At 72.5% G+C, this 16,104-nt stretch carries 15 protein-coding genes; 7 read left to right on the top strand and 8 right to left on the bottom strand.

Annotation, left to right across the window (positions count from 1 at the left end; translation table 11 throughout):
• Nucleotides 1-7: 7 nt before the first annotated feature.
• A complete protein-coding gene (locus ACZ6KY_RS31325; RefSeq protein ID WP_469313634.1) occupies nt 8-901 on the top strand; it encodes a LysR family transcriptional regulator in 894 nt (297 codons plus the stop codon).
• 30 nt (nt 902-931) lie between these two features.
• On the opposite strand, the gene ACZ6KY_RS31320 is transcribed toward ACZ6KY_RS31325, so the two are convergent.
• Nucleotides 932-1,846, bottom strand: a complete 915-nt coding sequence (locus ACZ6KY_RS31320; RefSeq protein ID WP_469313633.1) for a ketopantoate reductase family protein — start codon at nt 1,844-1,846, stop codon at nt 932-934.
• A gap of 155 nt (nt 1,847-2,001) precedes the next feature.
• Nucleotides 2,002-2,775 carry an MBL fold metallo-hydrolase gene (locus ACZ6KY_RS31315; protein ID WP_469313632.1) on the bottom strand — a complete coding sequence of 258 codons (774 nt, stop codon included), beginning with the start codon at nt 2,773-2,775 and terminating at the stop codon, nt 2,002-2,004.
• A 101-nt stretch (nt 2,776-2,876) separates the two neighbouring features.
• On the opposite strand from ACZ6KY_RS31315, the gene ACZ6KY_RS31310 reads away from it, so the two are divergent.
• Complete coding sequence (locus tag ACZ6KY_RS31310) at nt 2,877-3,107, top strand: DUF2277 domain-containing protein (RefSeq protein WP_469313631.1); 231 nt, start codon at nt 2,877-2,879, stop codon at nt 3,105-3,107.
• A gap of 251 nt (nt 3,108-3,358) precedes the next feature.
• On the opposite strand, the gene ACZ6KY_RS31305 is transcribed toward ACZ6KY_RS31310, so the two are convergent.
• From ACZ6KY_RS31305 to ACZ6KY_RS31290, 4 genes are all read right to left on the bottom strand, one after another.
• A complete protein-coding gene (locus ACZ6KY_RS31305; protein ID WP_469313630.1) occupies nt 3,359-3,997 on the bottom strand; it encodes a DedA family protein in 639 nt (212 codons plus the stop codon).
• A 218-nt stretch (nt 3,998-4,215) separates the two neighbouring features.
• Nucleotides 4,216-4,671, bottom strand: a complete 456-nt coding sequence (locus ACZ6KY_RS31300; protein ID WP_469313629.1) for a DoxX family protein — start codon at nt 4,669-4,671, stop codon at nt 4,216-4,218.
• 245 nt (nt 4,672-4,916) lie between these two features.
• Nucleotides 4,917-6,587, bottom strand: coding sequence for an alkaline phosphatase D family protein (locus ACZ6KY_RS31295; protein WP_469313628.1), 1,671 nt, complete (start codon nt 6,585-6,587; stop codon nt 4,917-4,919).
• A gap of 144 nt (nt 6,588-6,731) precedes the next feature.
• On the bottom strand, nt 6,732-7,376 hold the full coding sequence (locus ACZ6KY_RS31290; protein WP_469313627.1) for an HNH endonuclease family protein: 645 nt from the start codon (nt 7,374-7,376) through the stop codon (nt 6,732-6,734).
• 480 nt (nt 7,377-7,856) lie between these two features.
• Between ACZ6KY_RS31290 and ACZ6KY_RS31285 the strand changes: the two genes are divergently transcribed.
• On the top strand, nt 7,857-8,438 hold the full coding sequence (locus ACZ6KY_RS31285) for a TMEM165/GDT1 family protein (RefSeq protein WP_469313626.1): 582 nt from the start codon (nt 7,857-7,859) through the stop codon (nt 8,436-8,438).
• A gap of 349 nt (nt 8,439-8,787) precedes the next feature.
• Nucleotides 8,788-9,456, top strand: a complete 669-nt coding sequence (locus tag ACZ6KY_RS31280; RefSeq protein ID WP_469313625.1) for an HAD-IA family hydrolase — start codon at nt 8,788-8,790, stop codon at nt 9,454-9,456.
• A gap of 359 nt (nt 9,457-9,815) precedes the next feature.
• On the opposite strand, the gene ACZ6KY_RS31275 is transcribed toward ACZ6KY_RS31280, so the two are convergent.
• Entirely contained in the window at nt 9,816-11,159 is a 1,344-nt protein-coding gene (locus tag ACZ6KY_RS31275) for a peptidoglycan-binding domain-containing protein (RefSeq protein ID WP_469313624.1), read from the bottom strand.
• 190 nt (nt 11,160-11,349) lie between these two features.
• Here ACZ6KY_RS31275 and ACZ6KY_RS31270 point away from each other — a divergent pair, with 190 nt between their 5' ends.
• Nucleotides 11,350-13,524, top strand: a complete 2,175-nt coding sequence (locus ACZ6KY_RS31270; RefSeq protein ID WP_469313623.1) for an MDR family MFS transporter — start codon at nt 11,350-11,352, stop codon at nt 13,522-13,524.
• An 11-nt stretch (nt 13,525-13,535) separates the two neighbouring features.
• Here the strand turns inward: ACZ6KY_RS31270 and ACZ6KY_RS31265 are convergent, their stop codons facing one another.
• On the bottom strand, nt 13,536-14,069 hold the full coding sequence (locus ACZ6KY_RS31265) for a GNAT family N-acetyltransferase (RefSeq protein ID WP_469313622.1): 534 nt from the start codon (nt 14,067-14,069) through the stop codon (nt 13,536-13,538).
• Nucleotides 14,070-14,343: 274 nt separating this feature from the next.
• Between ACZ6KY_RS31265 and ACZ6KY_RS31260 the strand changes: the two genes are divergently transcribed.
• Together ACZ6KY_RS31260 and ACZ6KY_RS31255 are read left to right on the top strand one after the other, a co-directional pair.
• Nucleotides 14,344-15,150, top strand: coding sequence for a hypothetical protein (locus ACZ6KY_RS31260; RefSeq protein ID WP_469313621.1), 807 nt, complete (start codon nt 14,344-14,346; stop codon nt 15,148-15,150).
• Nucleotides 15,151-15,164: 14 nt separating this feature from the next.
• Nucleotides 15,165-15,977 carry a hypothetical protein gene (locus ACZ6KY_RS31255; protein WP_469313620.1) on the top strand — a complete coding sequence of 271 codons (813 nt, stop codon included), beginning with the start codon at nt 15,165-15,167 and terminating at the stop codon, nt 15,975-15,977.
• The last annotated feature ends 127 nt before the right edge of the window (nt 15,978-16,104 follow it).

The raw sequence follows: 16,104 nt of genomic DNA, 5'->3' as shown, positions 1-16,104 counted from the left end.
GGGGTCCGTGACCCTGGATGATCTTCGCGTGTTCGTCGCCGTCTGCCGGGCCGGGAGCCTGAGCGCCGTGGCCCGGGAGCTGGGCTGTACGCAGTCGGCGGTGAGCCAGCATGTACGCCGGCTCGAACGGGAGGTCGGGGTCGGGCTCGTCGAGCGGCAGGCCCGGGGCGTGGTGCCCACCCGCGCCGGGCGGCTCCTCGAACGGGCCGCCGCCGACGGGATCGCCGGCCTCGACCTCGCGCTGCGCCGGCTCGACGAGATGGCGCGCGGGGGCGGCGGGACGGTACGGATCGCCACCGGCGGTACCACCGTGCGGCACTTCATGGCCGAGGCTGTGGTCGAATTCCGGCGGCGGTACCCCGAGGTGAGCCTGGAGTTCCGGACCGAGAACTCCAGCCGCGGCTGCTTCGACGCGCTCGCCGACCACGGCCTCGACCTCGCCTGGATCACCCTCGGCCCGCCCGTACGCGGGATCCAGCAGCGGGCCGTCGCCGAACTCACCTGGGTACTCGCCGTACGCGCCGACGACGAACTCGCCGGGCGGGAGCGGATCGAGGCGGAGGAGCTGGCCGGACTCCGGATCGTCGGACTGCCCGAGAACTCCACCTCTCGCGCCCATCTCAACTCCGCCTACCGGGAGTTGGGGATACCGGCAGGCGCCTCCGACACCAGCGTCGCCGACTGGGACACCGCGATCCTGCTCGCCGAACTCGGCCTCGGTCGCGCCATGGTCCCCGACCTGCCCGGCCTGCGCGGCACCGGCCACCCCGGTCTCCGCTTCCTCCCCGTACCGGCCCTGCCGCCCCTCACGGTCGGCTGGGCGGTACGTCAGTGGGACGCCCTGTCGCCCGCGGCGCACGCCTTCGCCGACACGGTGACCCGGCACTGCGCGGGCGGCTAGCGGCGGACGTCAACGAGCGTCGCCGCGCCGTCAGTTGCCCGCCTCGGCGGTCGGTGTCAGGGCTCGCACCAGTCGGCTCGCCACCGGTACCGGCACCCCGGTGCGCTCCGCCGCCCGCAGCAACGCGCCGCCGATCGCGTCGAGTTCGAGTGTGCGGCCCGCCTCGGCGTCGCGCTGCATGGAGGATTTCGTGGCCGCCGGGAAGGCGTCGTAACGGGCGAGGGCGGTCGCCGGATCGACGAGAGCACCGCATGCGCGGCCGACCGCCGCCGTCTCCTCGACGAGGGCGGCCAACTCCTCGCCGTGCAGCGTGCGTACGTCGCCCACCGGCACCCCGTACCGCGTCGTCAGCAGCGCGAACGGCGCGAGGAACGACATCTTCGCCCAGAGCGTCGCCGCCTCGCCGTCCTGGACCCGGACGCGTACCCCGGCCCGCTCCAGAGCCCCGGCGAGCGTCTCGACCCGCGCTCGGGGTGCCGTCTCGGCGGTCAGGTCGACCTCGGCGAACGGGCTGCCGTGCTCGATCACTCCCGGCGCGATCCGCGTCGACTCCACGCGGATCACCGCGGGGGCCACCTGCTCGGGGCGGTAGCGTTCGCGCAGCAGCGCCGGGTGCTCGACACCGTTCAGGAGCGGGACGATCAGACCCTCCTCGCCCAGGGTCTTCGCCGGGAGGCGGTCCAGGGCGGAGTCCAGGGCTGTCGCCTTCACCGCGATCAGGCACACGTCGACCGGTTCGCGCAGCTCGGTGTCCGCCGTCACCCGGGCCGTGAAGTCGCCGAAGCGGTCGCTGCGCACCTCGATGCCGTCCGCGGCCAGCGTCCGCGCGGTCTCGTCCCCGGCGAGGCAGATCACCCGGTGTCCGGCGCGGGACAGGAGTGCCGCGAGCAGTCCGCCGACTCCGCCCGGACCCAGCACCGCCACCGTCAGCCCGTCGTTCGCCATATGTCCTCGCTCCTCTCCGCGGGACCCCGAACAGGGCCCCGGCGATGATCACAAGCGGCGGTCGCCCGAGTCAATCCTCGGAGAAGCTTGCCCAACCCCAAGGATTCACTGGGGTATTCACCGGGGTGTCGCGGCGGACGGGACCGCGGGCGCCGCTACGGCACCCGTACCGAAGCCCCGGGCTCCAGCAGCCGAAGCCGGTCCGTGAGACCGGCCTCCGCGAACGCCTTCGTCAGGGTCGGACCGTCCTGCGTGAAGTGGCCCCAGTGCTCGAAGTGCAGCGGGACGACCCGGGCGGCGCCGAGGATCTCCGCCGCCCGCGCCGCGTCCTCGCTGGTCAGGGTCAGCGGAGCGTCGGGCACCAGTGGGGTGCGCGCGGCGCCCGCGAACAGCACGGCCACATCGAAGGGGCCCTCCCGGCCCGCGATCTCCCGTACGACGTCCAGGGACGCGTTGTCGCCGCTCACGTACACCTTGGGCAGCCCCTCCCCGGACAGCACGAAACCGGTCACCTCGCCCACGAGAGGCAGCGAGCCGTCGGGTCCGTGCTGCGCCGGAACGGCCGTCACACGCAGCACTCCGCCGTCCGGACGCGTCAGTTCGACGGACTCCCAGGGGCGTACGGCCCGTACGGGCGCGCCGATCCGTTCGTACGCCGATGCCGTCGACAGGGTCACCGGGGCGCCCTGGAGATATCCGCGCCCGGACGCGTCCAGGTTGTCCGGGTGCTGGTCGTGGGAGAGCAGGACGGCGTCGACCTGGCCGACCTTCTCGGCCGGCAGCGCGGGCCCGGTGGTCTTCACCAGTTTCCGCGCGCCGACGGGGTACTCGCCGGGAGCGTCGAAGGTCGGATCCGTGAGAAGCCGCAGGCCGCCGATCGCGATGACGGCGGTGGGGCCGCCGACGTAGGTGATCTCCAATGAGGTCATGCTCTGCTCAATCCGCGGAACCGGTGGCCCTATTCCCCGCCGTGGCGGCCCCCTTTCGCGAGCGGTGACCATCACGGCGCCGGACGCGCGAGACTGGACTCATGTGCCGCAGCATCAAGACACTTCGTCCGCCCGTGATCCCCGAGGAAGCGACCGAGGAGGAGATCCGCGCCGCCGCTCTGCAGTACGTCCGCAAGGTCTCCGGGTTCCGCGCCCCGGCCGCCCACAACCGCGAGGTCTTCGACCGCGCCGTCGCGGCGGTCGCGGCGGCCACCGCCGAGTTGCTGGACGACCTGGAGGTACGCGGGGCGCCGGCCCAGCGCGCCGGATAGCGTGCCGCGGGCCCGGGCGGCAGGCGGGCTACAGCCCCACGGCAGCCGGGCTACAGGCCCGGTAGCCCGCGACCCGTCGCGTGCGGGTCCGCCGGTCGGCCCGAGGTCCGAAGCCTGCGGCCCGTAAGCCCGCGGCCCGTGGTCAGCCCCCGGAGTCCGTGCCTGGTCCGCCCCGGAGTCCGCGGCACGTAGAGCCGTGTCCGTGGCTCGCAGCCCGCGGCCGGTGCCCAGCGGGCCGGTGACCCGGGAGTTCAGGCGCCGGTGCCCTGTTCCCGTGCTGCGGGTCGGCGCACGAGGTAGGCCGCGCCCGCTCCCGCGATGAACAGCGCCCCGAACGAGACGCCGGTCGCGAGCCAGGTGGCGCCCAGCCACTGGCCGCCGAAGTAGCCGAGGGCCACGCTGTACCCGGCCCAGGCCAGTCCGGCGAGGACGGACCAGGGCAGGAACTCGCGGACCCGGCGGTGCGCGGCGCCCGCGCCGAGTGAGACGACCGAGCGGCCGGCGGGCGCGAAACGGGCGACGACGACGAGCACGCCGCGGGCCCCGCCGCCGCGCGCCAGGACCTCGCCGAGACGTTCCTGCGCGCTGGTCAGGCGGCGGGACCGGGCGATGGCGCGATCCAGGCGGTCACCACCGCGCCAGGCGAGGCGGTACGCCACCAGGTCGCCGAGGACCGAGGCCGTGGCCGCGCAGAGGGTGAGCACCAGGATGTCGGGCACCGCGTGCGGGACGGAGCCGGTGGCGGTGGCGGAGCCCGCCGCGGCCGTCGCCGCCGTGATGACCAGCACACCGCTCGGCAGGACCGGCAGGAACACATCGAGAACGATGGACACGGCGACCACCGCGTAGATCCACGGGCTGCCCGTCAGCGACCCCACACTCTCCAGCACCGGACTCTCCCCCGACTCCCCCGTAAGGCCGACCGTGCCGCGACTCGCGGGGGAGTGGCGGGGCGGCCTGTGACAGCCATACAGCGTACGCCGCGGATGTGACAGAAGATCCTCGGGGGGCGCATGTGTCGGTCACATCACGTTCACGGGCCCGCACGCTCCGGTATGCCGTACGGCGCCCGCCCCCGTGCCACGGGGGCGGGCGCCTGCCCGCGGGGTCAGGCGGTGACGGGCTCCGCTGTCCTTTCGTCCTCGATGGCCGGGGACGTGCGGGCGGCGAGCAGCCGGTCGAGGCCGAGCGCGCCGGAGCCGGTGAAGACGAGCAGCAGCATGGTCCAGCAGAACAGCGCGGAGAGTTCGCCGCCGTTCTGGATCGGCCACAGGGCCGCCGACTGATGGACGTCGAAGTAGGCGTACGCCATCGAGCCCGAGGCGATGAACGCGGCGGCGCGGGTGCCGAGGCCGAGGAGCACGAGCACCCCGGCGACGAGCTGGATGACGGCGGCGTACCAGCCGGGCCAGGTGCCCGCGTCTATCGTGCCGCCGGCGGTGCCCATCGCGCCGCCGAGCACGCCGAAGAGCGAGGCGGCGCCGTGCGCGGCGAAGAGCAGGCCGACGACGATGCGGAACAGGGAAACGGCGTACGGCTGGGCGCTGTTGAGGCGTCCGGTCATGTGGGGGAACTCCTTCGGTCTGGTTCGGTCCGGGCGGGCCGGACCGTGGGACGGAACCGAGTGAGTCACCAAGGTTAGGTGAACCTATTTTGTGCTTGCAAGTTCAACATTCAGCCATGGCTGATCCTCGCAACGGGTGATCGGCGCCGGGTGATCGGCGCCGGGCGGTCGGCATCGGGTGTCGGGTGTGCCTGGCGACGGTCGAGGGCGGCACGCCCGGCACCGTGAGGAATGGCCCAGTGGTCCTATCGCGGGGCGATCACGGACTCCTCCACCGTCGCCAGCCGGGCGCCTCTCGCCGTGCTGTCCGTGCCGCCGCCCCGCGCCTCCCGTGCCTGTTCGAGGCGCAGGGCGGCCGAACGGCCGCGCAGGGTCAGGGTCATCAGCTGATTGCCGAACCAAGGGCCGCCGGATTTGCGCCAGTCGACCGGTGGATGTCCGCAACGGCCGTGCCGGGCCAGGAGGTTGCCGAGCAGCCGGGCCGGGCGGCTCCAGCCGAAGCGGAAGCCGAACCGTATGGAGAGCGGGATGGAGTTGTGGACGGGGGAGCAGGTCAACTGGAGAACCCGGGCGGAGGGCTGCCGGGCGGGATCGGCCCAGACCGGATCGGCGACGTAGGCGTGGTGTACGTCCCCCGACAGCACGCATATCGTCGCCGGCGCGTGCTCGCCCGAGCCGGCCTCGGCGATCAACTCCGCCAGCTCCGCGAACGACTCCGGGAACGCCGCCCAGTGCTCCAGATCGGCCGCGCGCCGCAACCACTCGCCGAACCGCGCCCAGCGCGCGCCCCGCTCACCCCGGCACAGCGCCGCGTCCCACGTCTCCGCCTGATGGATCAGCGGGGGCAGCAGCCAGGGCAGCGACGTGCCGATCAGGAGATGGTCCCGGGAGCCCGGCGCCTCCAGGGCCTGTTCCCGCAGCCAGGCCGTCTCCCCGGGGTCGAGCATCGAGCGGTGTTTCTCGTCCAGGACGCGGGCCGCGCGGGAGTCGAGCATCAGGACACGGGTCCGGCCGAAGTCGCGGCGGTAGCTCCAGCGGACCGAGGCCGGGTCGGCGTCGGCCCGGGCGGCGAAGGCGCGCAGCACGTCCGTGCCGTCGGGGGTCTCGCGTACGGCGGCGTACAGCGGGTCCGCGGAGAGCTCGCCGGGGGAGAGGTTGCCGAGGTGCTGGTGGACCCAGTACGACATGAGGCCGCTCAGCACCCGCTCGCGCCACCACGGGGTCGCGCGGATCTCCGTGAGCCAGGCCTCGCTGGTGTTCCAGTCGTCGATCACGTCGTGGTCGTCGAAGATCATGCAACTGGGCACGGTGGACAGCAGCCAGCGGATCTCGGGGTCGAGCCAGGATTCGTAGTAGAGGCGGGTGTACTCCTCGTAGTCCGCGACCTGATGGCCCGGGGGATCGGCCAGACCGCGTCGCGCGGCGATCCACGCGCGGGTCGCCTTCGAGACCTCGTCCGCGTACACCTGATCGCCCAACAGCAGCAGCACGTCCGGGCGTTCGGCGTCCGGGGCCGCGGCGATCCGGGCGGCGAGGGTGTCCAGGGCGTCGGGCCCGACCGGGTCCTTCTCGTCCGCGGGCGGCGCAGCCCAGCGGCAGGAACCGAAGGTGACGCGGACGGTGGCTTCGTCGCCCTCGGGGGTGCGGACGGCCGAGGGGGGAAAGGGTGAGCCGGGCAGCGGCCAGACCGTCGTCCCGTCCAGCAGGATCTCGTACGCGGTCACCGTGCCCGGTGTCAGTCCGCTCACCGGCACCAGCGCGTAGTGGTGGCCCGCGACCTGGAACGTACGGGCCGTTCCGCGGGCGCCGTCGGCGCAGCGCACCTCGGCGGCGCACGGACGGCTCGTCTCGACCCAGAAGGTCGCCGACGAGCCGTCGACGTACCTCAGCAGCGGTCCCAGGCGCAGTTCGGCCATGATGATCCCCCTCCTCCGTCGCCCCGTACGGTACGGAACGACGGAGGCCTGTGGGGAGGTTCCGGAAGCCGTGGTGACACCGTGGGGGGACGGCGTCCGGAACCCGGGCGACCTGCGGCCGCCGGTCTGTGGCGCGGGTGCGGGTCAGCAGCCGCTCAGGACCGAGCTCAGCTTGGACTTCTCCGCGGAGTCGACCTTGAGGTTGTAGTAGTACTTCACCTGTACCCAGGCGCGGACGTAGGTGCACGCGTACGAGGTGAGCGAGGGCATCCACTCGGCCGGGTCCTTGTCGCCCTTGGACTGGTTCACGTTGTCCGTGACGGCGAGGAGCTGCGGGCGCGTCACGTCGTTGGCGAAGGCCTGGCGCTGGGCCGTGGTCCAGGCGCTGGCGCCGGAGTCCCAGGCCTCGGCGAGCGGCACGAGGTGGTCGATGTCGAGGTCGGAGGCGGCGGTCCAGGTGGCACCGTCGTAGACGGAGTACCAACTGCCGCTGGTGGCCGTACAGGCGGAGTTCACGACGACGTTCGAACCGTCGCGCTTGAGCACGTACTCACGGGTGTTGCAGGTGCCGCTGATCGTGATCCAGGTGGGGAACAGGTCACGGTCGTAGCCGGTGCGGTTCTCCGTCGCGACGGTGAGGGAGGCCAGGTAGGTACGGGCGGTGGCCGCGCTGACCGGGGTGGGGAGGGCGGCGGAGGCGGTCGGGCCGTTGAAAACACTGGCCATGGCTATCAGGCCCGTGATGGCTGCGAGTATGCTCAGCCGTCGACGCGCGTAGACCTTTGGCATGCGAACTCCCTTGGGGTGTGGGGGCGTTGGAGTGCGAGCGAACGAATGCTCGCGGCGTGGTGTTGCCGGGAGGTAAGTACGCGGTTAGAAACTAGTGACGCGTACATGACATGACAAGGTTCATCGCAGAACTTTCGGTTCGGCGGGAGTTCCCGGCCCCGGGACTTTCGGCCCTGGGGGGCGCTTCGGGAGTCGCGTAGTATGAACGGCGCAGAAGGGGAGTAGCTCTTCGCCGGACCGTCGACATACTGCTCAGCTCGTCTGAGCCGGCGCCCGGAGGCAGACCTCGTTCACGAGGCCGGCCAGCGAGACCTTCGGCAAGCAGTGCACTTGCCCGTGCCGGGCCCTTCCGGCGTGGGTGCTTCTGCCCGCGCCTCCCGGTGCGGGTGTCGCTGTGTGCTGCCGTGCCGAGGTGTCGCGCAGTCACAGCACGCGCAGTCGCAACACTCTCGGTGGGGCAGCCCGACCGATTGAGGAATTTTGATCAGCTTCAGCGTGATGGCGCTCGTCTTCGGTGTCGTCTTCCTTGCCGAGCTGCCGGACAAGACCGCCCTCGCCGGCCTCGTCCTCGGCACGCGCTACCGCGCCTCGTACGTCTTCGCCGGTGTCGCCGCCGCGTTCGCCGTCCATGTGGCACTCGCCGTCGCGGCGGGCAGCGTGCTGACGCTGCTGCCGCAGCAGATCGTGCACGCGGTCACCGGTGTGCTGTTCCTCGGCGGTGCCGCGGTGCTGCTGATGAAGAAGGACGAGGACGAGGAAGAGATCCGCAACCCGGAGAACCAGACCTTCTGGAAGGTCTCCGGGGCGGGCTTCATGCTCATCCTCGTCGCCGAGTTCGGCGACCTCACCCAGATCATGACGGCGAACCTCGCCGCGCGGTACGACGACCCGCTGTCCGTGGGGCTCGGCGCGGTGCTGGCGCTGTGGGCTGTCGGGGGGCTCGGGATCGTCGGCGGCAAGGCCCTGATGAAGCGGGTGCCGTTGACGCTGATCACCAAGGTGGCGGCGATGCTCATGCTGGGGCTGGGTGTCTGGAGCCTGTACGAGGCCGTGGCGGGCTGAGTCCTGTCCGGACGCGCGTCTTCGGTGTGAGCCCGGTGTCCGTGCGAGGGGTGTGGCCGCCTCCCTCGTGGGAGGGGGTGTGGCCGCCTCCCCCGCGCCGGGTGGCCGCGGGCGGACGGACCGGTGGGGCTGTCGGTGTCCATTGGGTGTCTCGATGGTGTCTCGATGGCGTCCTGGGGGTTGCGTTCGGTGTCTGCGTGACTAAAGGGCAGGTCGGAGGCGGTGGCGCCGAGAGGGCTTGTTTTGTATCGTGTAGGAACAAAGTGGTTCCCGTCCGCACTCCCTGACCGGCGGGCGGGGCCGCCTTGTTTCCCGGGGCGTGTTGAACCCCCTGCCTGTGCTTTGGAGCATGCCGATGACGACGGCCACCACCGTTCTGACCGCCCGCGCCCTCCTGCTCGACATGGACGGCACCCTCGTCAACTCGGACGTCGTCGTCGAGCGTTGCTGGCGTGGCTGGGCCGACCGGCACGGGCTGGACGGGGACGAGGTCATGAAGGTCGTCCACGGCAGGCAGGGCTACGCCTCGATGGCGCTGCTGCTGCCGGACCGGCCCATGGAGCGGAACCACGCGGACAACGCGCTGATGCTGGCCGAGGAGACCGCCGACATGGACGGCGTCGTCGCGATTCCGGGAGCGCCGGAGTTCCTCGCCTCCCTCGCCGAAGTGCCGCACGCGCTCGTCACCTCGGCGGATGTGGCGCTGTCCAGCGGGCGGATGGCCGCCGCCGGGCTCGGACTTCCCGACGTGCGTGTCACCGCCGAGTCCGTCGGCGCCAGCAAGCCCGATCCCGAAGGCTTCCTGAAGGGCGCGGCCGAGCTGGGGATCGCGCCCGAGGGCTGTGTCGTCTTCGAGGACTCCGGAGCGGGGATCGCGGCGGGGCGGGCCGCCGGAATGCGGGTCGTCGGCGTCGGTCCCCGGGCGGGATTCCACCGGCCGGACGTGCTCGTACGTGATCTGACCGAGGTACGGGTCGAGGTCGTCGGGGACGGGACGGTTCGCCTTCACATCGGCTGACGCCCGGCACAGGTCCCTCGGGGGAGGGCGAGGGGAGTGGGGCCGGGCGCGGTTTCTTCGCCCCCTCCGCCCCTGCCCTTCCCGTACCCGGGGTTCCCGCCCGGACCCCGCCCCTCAAACGCCGGAGGGGCTGAAACCGTCCCCGGCCGGGGGCGAAATGTGGACGGGCCACCACGACGCACCCGCAGCCGGGATCCGGCGGAAGGGGCCGTGCCGGTACATCAAATGCCCGCAGGCCGGACGGATCATCGGGCGCGCCCGCTTCGAATCGCCGGTGGGATCCGTTCGGATGCGGGCGGACGTACCGGCGCGGCCCCGACCCACCCACCGGACCTCCACCGCGAAACGCCAGAGGCGGGCTACGGCTGGGACGTCTCCGCCTCCAGGCTCGCCCGGGTGGCCGGGCCGTACACCCCGGAGTCGTCGCCCGTGATGCCCCGCGCCCACTGGTACCAGCGCACGGCGTCCTCCAGGTGACGGTCGAACTGACCGTCGGCCTTGTGCATGTACATCCGCAGCTGGCTCAGCCGCAGCTGGAGCTCGGTCACCTCGGCCCCGCTGTCGCCGCGCCGCAGGGTGGGCCCGGTCGCCACGGCCGGACCGCCGCCCGTGGAGTCCACGGATCCCGTGGCGGTCGCCGTCGGGCTCGGCCGGGCGGACGTCGGCGACGCCGTGGCCGACGAGGACGGGCTCGCCGACGTGTCCGGCTCGGACGCCGAGGGCGACGGGCTCGTGCTCGGTGAGGAGGACGCGGACGCCGAGGCGGACGCCGTCGAGGACGCGCGCGCCGACGGGACCGCGGAGGCCGTGTCGGACAGCACGTCCGGCGCGCTCGCCCTGACGTCCTTCGGCTGGGCGCCGTCCCGTGAGGGAGGGTCGTGGGAGAGCAATCCGCTCGCGACCCCCGCCGCGGCCACCATCGTCACGACGACGCCGGTGACGGCGAGTACTCCGGTGCGCCGGCGACGGCGGGGCCGGTCGGAGGGCGAGTCCGCCTGTCCGGGCTCCTGGGAGCGCGAGTTCTCGTGGAAGAGGCGGACGTCGGTGGCGCGCGCGTCCGAGGGGAGCGCCTTCAGCTGCATGGTCGCGTCGGCCGGCAGCGGCGCCGACGGCATGGGCACTTCCGGCGGCAGGGGAGCCGACCGCGGGGCCGGGTCCGCCGGTACCGGGGCGAGCCGCATGGTCGCCGCCGCCGGGATCGCGGCCAGCTGCATGGTGGAGGCGGCCGCGTCCTCTCCGTACGCGAGCGGCGTCGGCACTCCGCCGGCCGGCGGAACGCCGTCCGTGCCGCCCGCCGTGACACCGCCGGACGGCACGCCGCCGGCCGGATGCGCTCCATGGCCATGGGCGCTCACGGGAGCCGAGGTGCCCTCCGGCGCCCAGCCGCCCGCTTCGGGGGCCGCCCAGGGCTCTCCGGCCGCCGGGGCGTTGTGCCAGGGTCCTGTGGCCGCTCCGGCCGGACCGGGGCCGCCGGTGCCCCCGGCCGGCCCGTAGTCCCCTCCGGGGTGCATGGAGTGCTCCGTACCCAGTTCTACGTAGGGCCGTATGCGCAGCGGGTTGAAGTCCTCCGCCGCCGCGGCCTGCGCCGTGCGCTCGTCGCGCAGGGCGTCCGACGCCCTGCGGGTGCAGGCGCAGGACGGGGTGCCGTCCTGCGTCCGGTGTGCGGCGCACTCGGGGCAGACATGCCCGGTCGGTTCAGTCACGAGTGGGTCCCTCCCCCCTGAAAACTCCAGTGATTATCCGGACGACCTTCATACAACCTTCAAGCAGCCCCCCGGAATCACGAATTCCGAGTAGCTGGACAGGTCATAACCGGACACCTCGACAGGCCATAACCGGACACACCGATCAGGATGGAGGGTGACCGGGACCCTCGGTGCTCAGGGAGGCCGCATGACCGGGGACGCGCACGGCTCGGACACGCCGTCCGGCCAGGGGCCGGACGGGGCGGGCGAGCCGACCGGCGGCGACATGGGCGGGCCGCCCGGACCGCACGACTCGGTCGAGGTGAGCGAGTCCGCGGTGCGCCGCCGCACCGCGGCGGCCACCGACGCCAGGGACACCGTGCACGGCAGCGTCTTCGTGTCCATCGGCGCGCTGCTGCTCGGCATGCTGCTCGCCGCGCTGGACCAGACGATCGTGTCCACCGCGCTGCCGACCATCGTCAGCGACCTCGGCGGTCTGGAGCATCTGTCCTGGGTGGTCACGGCGTACCTGCTCGCGTCGACGGCGGCGACCCCGCTGTGGGGCAAGCTCGGTGACCAGTACGGCCGCAAGAAGCTGTTCCAGACGGCGATCGTGATCTTCCTGATCGGGTCGGCGCTGTGCGGCATGTCGCAGAACATGGGCGAGCTGATCGGCTTCCGGGCGTTGCAGGGGCTCGGCGGCGGCGGGCTGATGGTGCTGTCGATGGCGATCGTCGGCGACCTCGTACCGCCGCGTGAACGGGGCAAGTACCAGGGGCTGTTCGGAGCGGTGTTCGGCGCGACGAGCGTGCTCGGGCCGCTGCTCGGCGGGCTGTTCACGGAACATCTCAGCTGGCGCTGGGTCTTCTACATCAACCTTCCCGTCGGTGTCGTCGCGCTCGTGGTGATCGCGGCGGTCCTGCACATCCCGAAGAAGTCGGCGCGGCACGTCATCGACTATTTCGGTACGTTCCTGATCGCCGCGGTCGCCACCTGTCTGGTCCTGGTGGCCTCGCTGGGCGGCACCACCTGGGACTGGAACTCGCCGCAGATCATCGGCCTCGCGGTCCTCGGCGTGGTCCTCGCCGTCGTGTTCGTCGTGGTGGAGCGGCGCGCGGCCGAACCCGTTCTGCCGCTCAAGCTCTTCCGCGTCCACACCTTCACGCTGTCCGCGATCATCAGCTTCATCGTCGGCTTCGCGATGTTCGGCGCGATGACCTATCTGCCGACGTTCCTCCAGGTCGTGCAGGGCGTGTCGCCCACGATGTCCGGCGTGCACATGCTGCCGATGGTGTTCGGCCTGCTGCTGTCGTCCACGGTCTCCGGGCAGATCGTCAGCCGTACCGGCCGCTGGAAGGTGTTCCCGGTCGCGGGCACCGGGATCACCGCCATCGGTCTGCTCCTGCTGCACCAGTTGGACGAGAACAGCAGCACGTGGGAGATGAGCGCGTACTTCTTCGTCTTCGGCCTGGGCCTCGGCCTGGTCATGCAGGTCCTGGTCCTGATCGTGCAGAACGCGGTGTCGTACGAGGATCTGGGCGTCGCGACCTCCGGGGCGACCTTCTTCCGGTCCATCGGCGCCTCGTTCGGCGTCGCGATCTTCGGCACGGTCTTCGCGAGCCGCCTGGGCGACAACCTGACGAAGACGCTGGGCGGGCAGCAACTGCCCCCCGGCATCACCACGGACTCGCTGAAGGCCGACCCCAAGGGGATCAGCCAGCTGCCGGCCGATCTCCAGCCGCCCGTCCTGCACGCGTTCGCGACGTCGATCACGGATGTCTTCCTGTACGCCGCCCCGGTCGCCCTGCTCGGTTTCGTGCTGGCCTGGTTCCTGCGCGAGGACAAACTGCGCGGCTCCGTCACGGCCCCCGACGTCACGGAGACCCTCGCCAGCAACCCGGTCGAGCGGTCGTCGTACGACGAGGTGTGCCGCGCGCTGTCCGTGCTCGGCACCCGGGAGGGCCGTCGCGAGATCTACGAGAAGATCACCGCGAGCGCCGGCTACGACCTGCTGCCCGCGGCGAGCTGGCTGCTGCTGCGGATCAAGAAGTACGGGTGGGCGGAGCCCGCGCTCCTGGCCGAGCGCCATGCCGTCCCCCTGAACGTCGTCCTGGCCGCCGCCCGCCAGCTCGAGGAACGCCGGCTCGTCCGCCGCGAGGGCCTGGACCTGGTCCTGACCGACGCGGGCCGCGCGGCCGCCGGGACTCTGTCCAGGGCCCGCGAGAAGTCCCTCGCCGACCTCCTGGGCGACTGGTGGACACCGGACCGCCCGACCGACCTCACCCAGCTGGTCGAGGAGCTGAACGAAGAGATGTGCGGCTCCGACGCGGAGCGGCCCCACGAGCGCACGCTGCTCGGCCGGCCGGAGGGAGAAATGGGCTGAGCGTCAGCCGGTCAGGTCCCTCGCAGACTCTTCCGGAACCAGTGCTCGGCGTAGGGCTCGGCGTTGTGCGCCGGGGTCTCCTCGTAGCCGTGCCGGGCGTACAGCGCCCGCGCCTCGACGAGGTCGCCGCGGGTGTCGAGGACCAGCCACCGGGCGCCCAGACGGCGAGCGGCCTCCTCGGCCGCCGCCAGCAGGAGGGGCGCGCCGCCCTTGCCGCGCAGGTCCTCGCGGACGAAGACGCGGCTCAGTTCGCCCGTCGTGGCGTCGAGCATCCGCACCCCCGCGGTGCCGCCGGGCTCACCGTCGTAGCGCGCGACGAGCAGCACACCCGTCGGCGGCGCGAACTCGCTGCCCGTCAGCGCGGCGACCTCCCGCTCCAGCTCGCCGGGATCCGTCGTACGCCCTTCGCGCAGCAGGTACCACCGGTCGCTGACCTCCGTGTAGTACGCCCGCCAGAGCGCTGCGGCGACAGGGGAGTCGAAGGGTTCGGGGGCCACGCTCCAGGAAGCGGGCGCGCCGGAAGGCGATCGGGTCATGCCGGCCATTGTCGACAGGTTCCAGCCCCGGCGCGCAACCGGATAGGCCTGATAGGGGCGGCGGACCGAACATCCCGTCGGGAAGCGGGCGTTGACGGCTTTCGAGTGGTGGGGGCCGGGCGGGTCGTCCATGGGGGATTGACGGGTGGTCGGCGGGTGGTCGGTGTGGGGTCGGCCTCGGGGGCGCGGCGGTTCGTGCCACGACGGGGTCGTTTGAGGGAGGGGTTCCGGGCAACCCGGTTGAGGAACCGGCCCGTTGGGTCGAGAACCCCGGAAGGCACCCATGTCCACAGGCGTGATCATCGCTTTGATCGTGATCGTGGCGGCCGTTGCCGTTGTCGCGGCCGCCCTGACCCTCCTCGCCCGAAGGCCGCCGGGCGGGCGCACCCTGCGGCGGCGCTTCGGACCGGAGTACGACCGGACCGTCGCCCGGCACGACGGCGACACCCAGGCCGCCGAACGCGACCTCACCGAGCGCGTGAACCGGCACGGCGCGCTGCGCGAGCGGCCGCTCGAACCCGCGGCCCGGGAGCGGTACGCGGCCGGCTGGACGGCGGCCCAGGAACGCTTCGTCGACTCGCCCCAGGAGGCGGTGGCCGAGGCCGACCGGCTGCTCGGTGAGCTGGCCGGAGCACGCGGGTTCCCCGACGGGGACCGTTACGAGGAGCAGGTCTCCGCGCTCTCCGTCCATCACGGACACCACGTCGACGGTTACCGCAGCGTGCACCGTGCCGCGTTGGCCCGCACCGGCGGGGGCCAGAACGGCGGCGTCGACACCGAGCGGATGCGCGAGGCCATGCTGGAGGCCCGCGACCTCTTCGACGACCTGCTGACCCCGACCCGCCAGGACACCTCCCCCGCCGACGCGCGCGACACGGACGACGTGAGCGAGCCCCCGGCCGCCCGTCCGGAGCGCACCAGGCGGTTCGCCATGACCAAGGACGCCCGGCGCACCGAGCCCGCGCGGACGACGGAGAGCGCCGAGAGCGGCGACAGCACCGACAGCACGGAGAGCACCGATACCTCCACCCCCGACACTCGCTCCCCCCTGCCCTGGTCCTTCACCAGGCGTCAGGCGAAGGGGAGTTGAAGAAGGTGAGCACCATGAAGTCAGACCAGGACTCCGACCGGACCCCGTCCCGCGATGCGGCTGCCATGAAGGGCCGCGTGACCTCCGTACCCGCGGAGCGTTCCCCGGACGACCGGGCGGACGAGAACCGCGCGGCGACCGAGGACGTGTCGCGCCGCGAGGCACTGAAGGGCCAGGTGGATCCCACGTCCGCCGAGGCCGCCCCGGGCGACCGGGCCACGAACGGCGACGGCACGGCAACCAGGCCGACCGGGACCGGCACAACTGCCCGTGAGACGACGGGTGTCGGCGCCGACGAGCGGGAGGCCCCGCACGGCGACCGCTCGGGTCGTACGCCCGACGGCACCGCATCCCGCGCCTCCGACGGTCCCGGGCCGCGTCCCGTGTCCCGTGACGCCGGGGGAGCGCTCCCCAGGGGCGGCTCGGCGGACAGCAAGGACACGGGCACCAAGGACACGGACAGCAAGGACACGGACAGCAAGGGCCGTGCTGATACGGGTACGGGTACGGGTACGGGTACGGAAGATCGTGCCGAGCGGATGCTGCCGCTGGACGAGTACGACAAGTTCTCGCTGCGGATGCGGCACGCGGTCGGCGGGTTCGTCGACGAGCCGCAGGCTTCCGTCGAGGAGGCCGACCATGTGCTGGAAGAGCTCGCGGGCCGGTTCACGGAGGCCGTGACCCGGCGGCGGCGCGCGCTGCGTACGTCCTGGCAGTCCGGTGGCGAGGGCAAGGGCGAGGGCAAGGCGACGGCCTCCGACACGGAGCAGCTCCGACTCGCCCTGCGGGACTACCGCGAGATGACCGAACGGCTGCTGCGGCTCTGAGCCGGCTCGGACATCTCCCTGGTGAGGTGAGGCCGCGTCCCGGACCATGCCCCGGGACGCGGCCTCACGCCTTGCGCGGGGGGGGGGGGGGGGGGGGGGGGGGGGGGGGGGGGGGGGGGGGGGGGGG

Source organism: Streptomyces sp. NPDC042002, assembly GCF_055588305.1.
Note: the sequence above shows the minus strand (reverse complement) of the source record. Positions and strands in the feature narration are given on the sequence as shown.

Coding starts and splice junctions, on each gene's coding strand:
- ACZ6KY_RS31320 (WP_469313633.1), bottom strand. CDS start 1,846: ATGGCGAACGACGGGCTGACGGTGGCGGTGCTGGGTCCGGGCGGAGTC.
- ACZ6KY_RS31315 (WP_469313632.1), bottom strand. CDS start 2,775: ATGACCTCATTGGAGATCACCTACGTCGGCGGCCCCACCGCCGTCATC.
- ACZ6KY_RS31310 (WP_469313631.1), top strand. CDS start 2,877: ATGTGCCGCAGCATCAAGACACTTCGTCCGCCCGTGATCCCCGAGGAA.
- ACZ6KY_RS31300 (WP_469313629.1), bottom strand. CDS start 4,671: ATGACCGGACGCCTCAACAGCGCCCAGCCGTACGCCGTTTCCCTGTTC.
- ACZ6KY_RS31295 (WP_469313628.1), bottom strand. CDS start 6,587: ATGGCCGAACTGCGCCTGGGACCGCTGCTGAGGTACGTCGACGGCTCG.
- ACZ6KY_RS31290 (WP_469313627.1), bottom strand. CDS start 7,376: ATGCCAAAGGTCTACGCGCGTCGACGGCTGAGCATACTCGCAGCCATC.
- ACZ6KY_RS31280 (WP_469313625.1), top strand. CDS start 8,788: ATGCCGATGACGACGGCCACCACCGTTCTGACCGCCCGCGCCCTCCTG.
- ACZ6KY_RS31270 (WP_469313623.1), top strand. CDS start 11,350: ATGACCGGGGACGCGCACGGCTCGGACACGCCGTCCGGCCAGGGGCCG.
- ACZ6KY_RS31265 (WP_469313622.1), bottom strand. CDS start 14,069: ATGGCCGGCATGACCCGATCGCCTTCCGGCGCGCCCGCTTCCTGGAGC.
- ACZ6KY_RS31260 (WP_469313621.1), top strand. CDS start 14,344: ATGTCCACAGGCGTGATCATCGCTTTGATCGTGATCGTGGCGGCCGTT.
- ACZ6KY_RS31255 (WP_469313620.1), top strand. CDS start 15,165: ATGAAGTCAGACCAGGACTCCGACCGGACCCCGTCCCGCGATGCGGCT.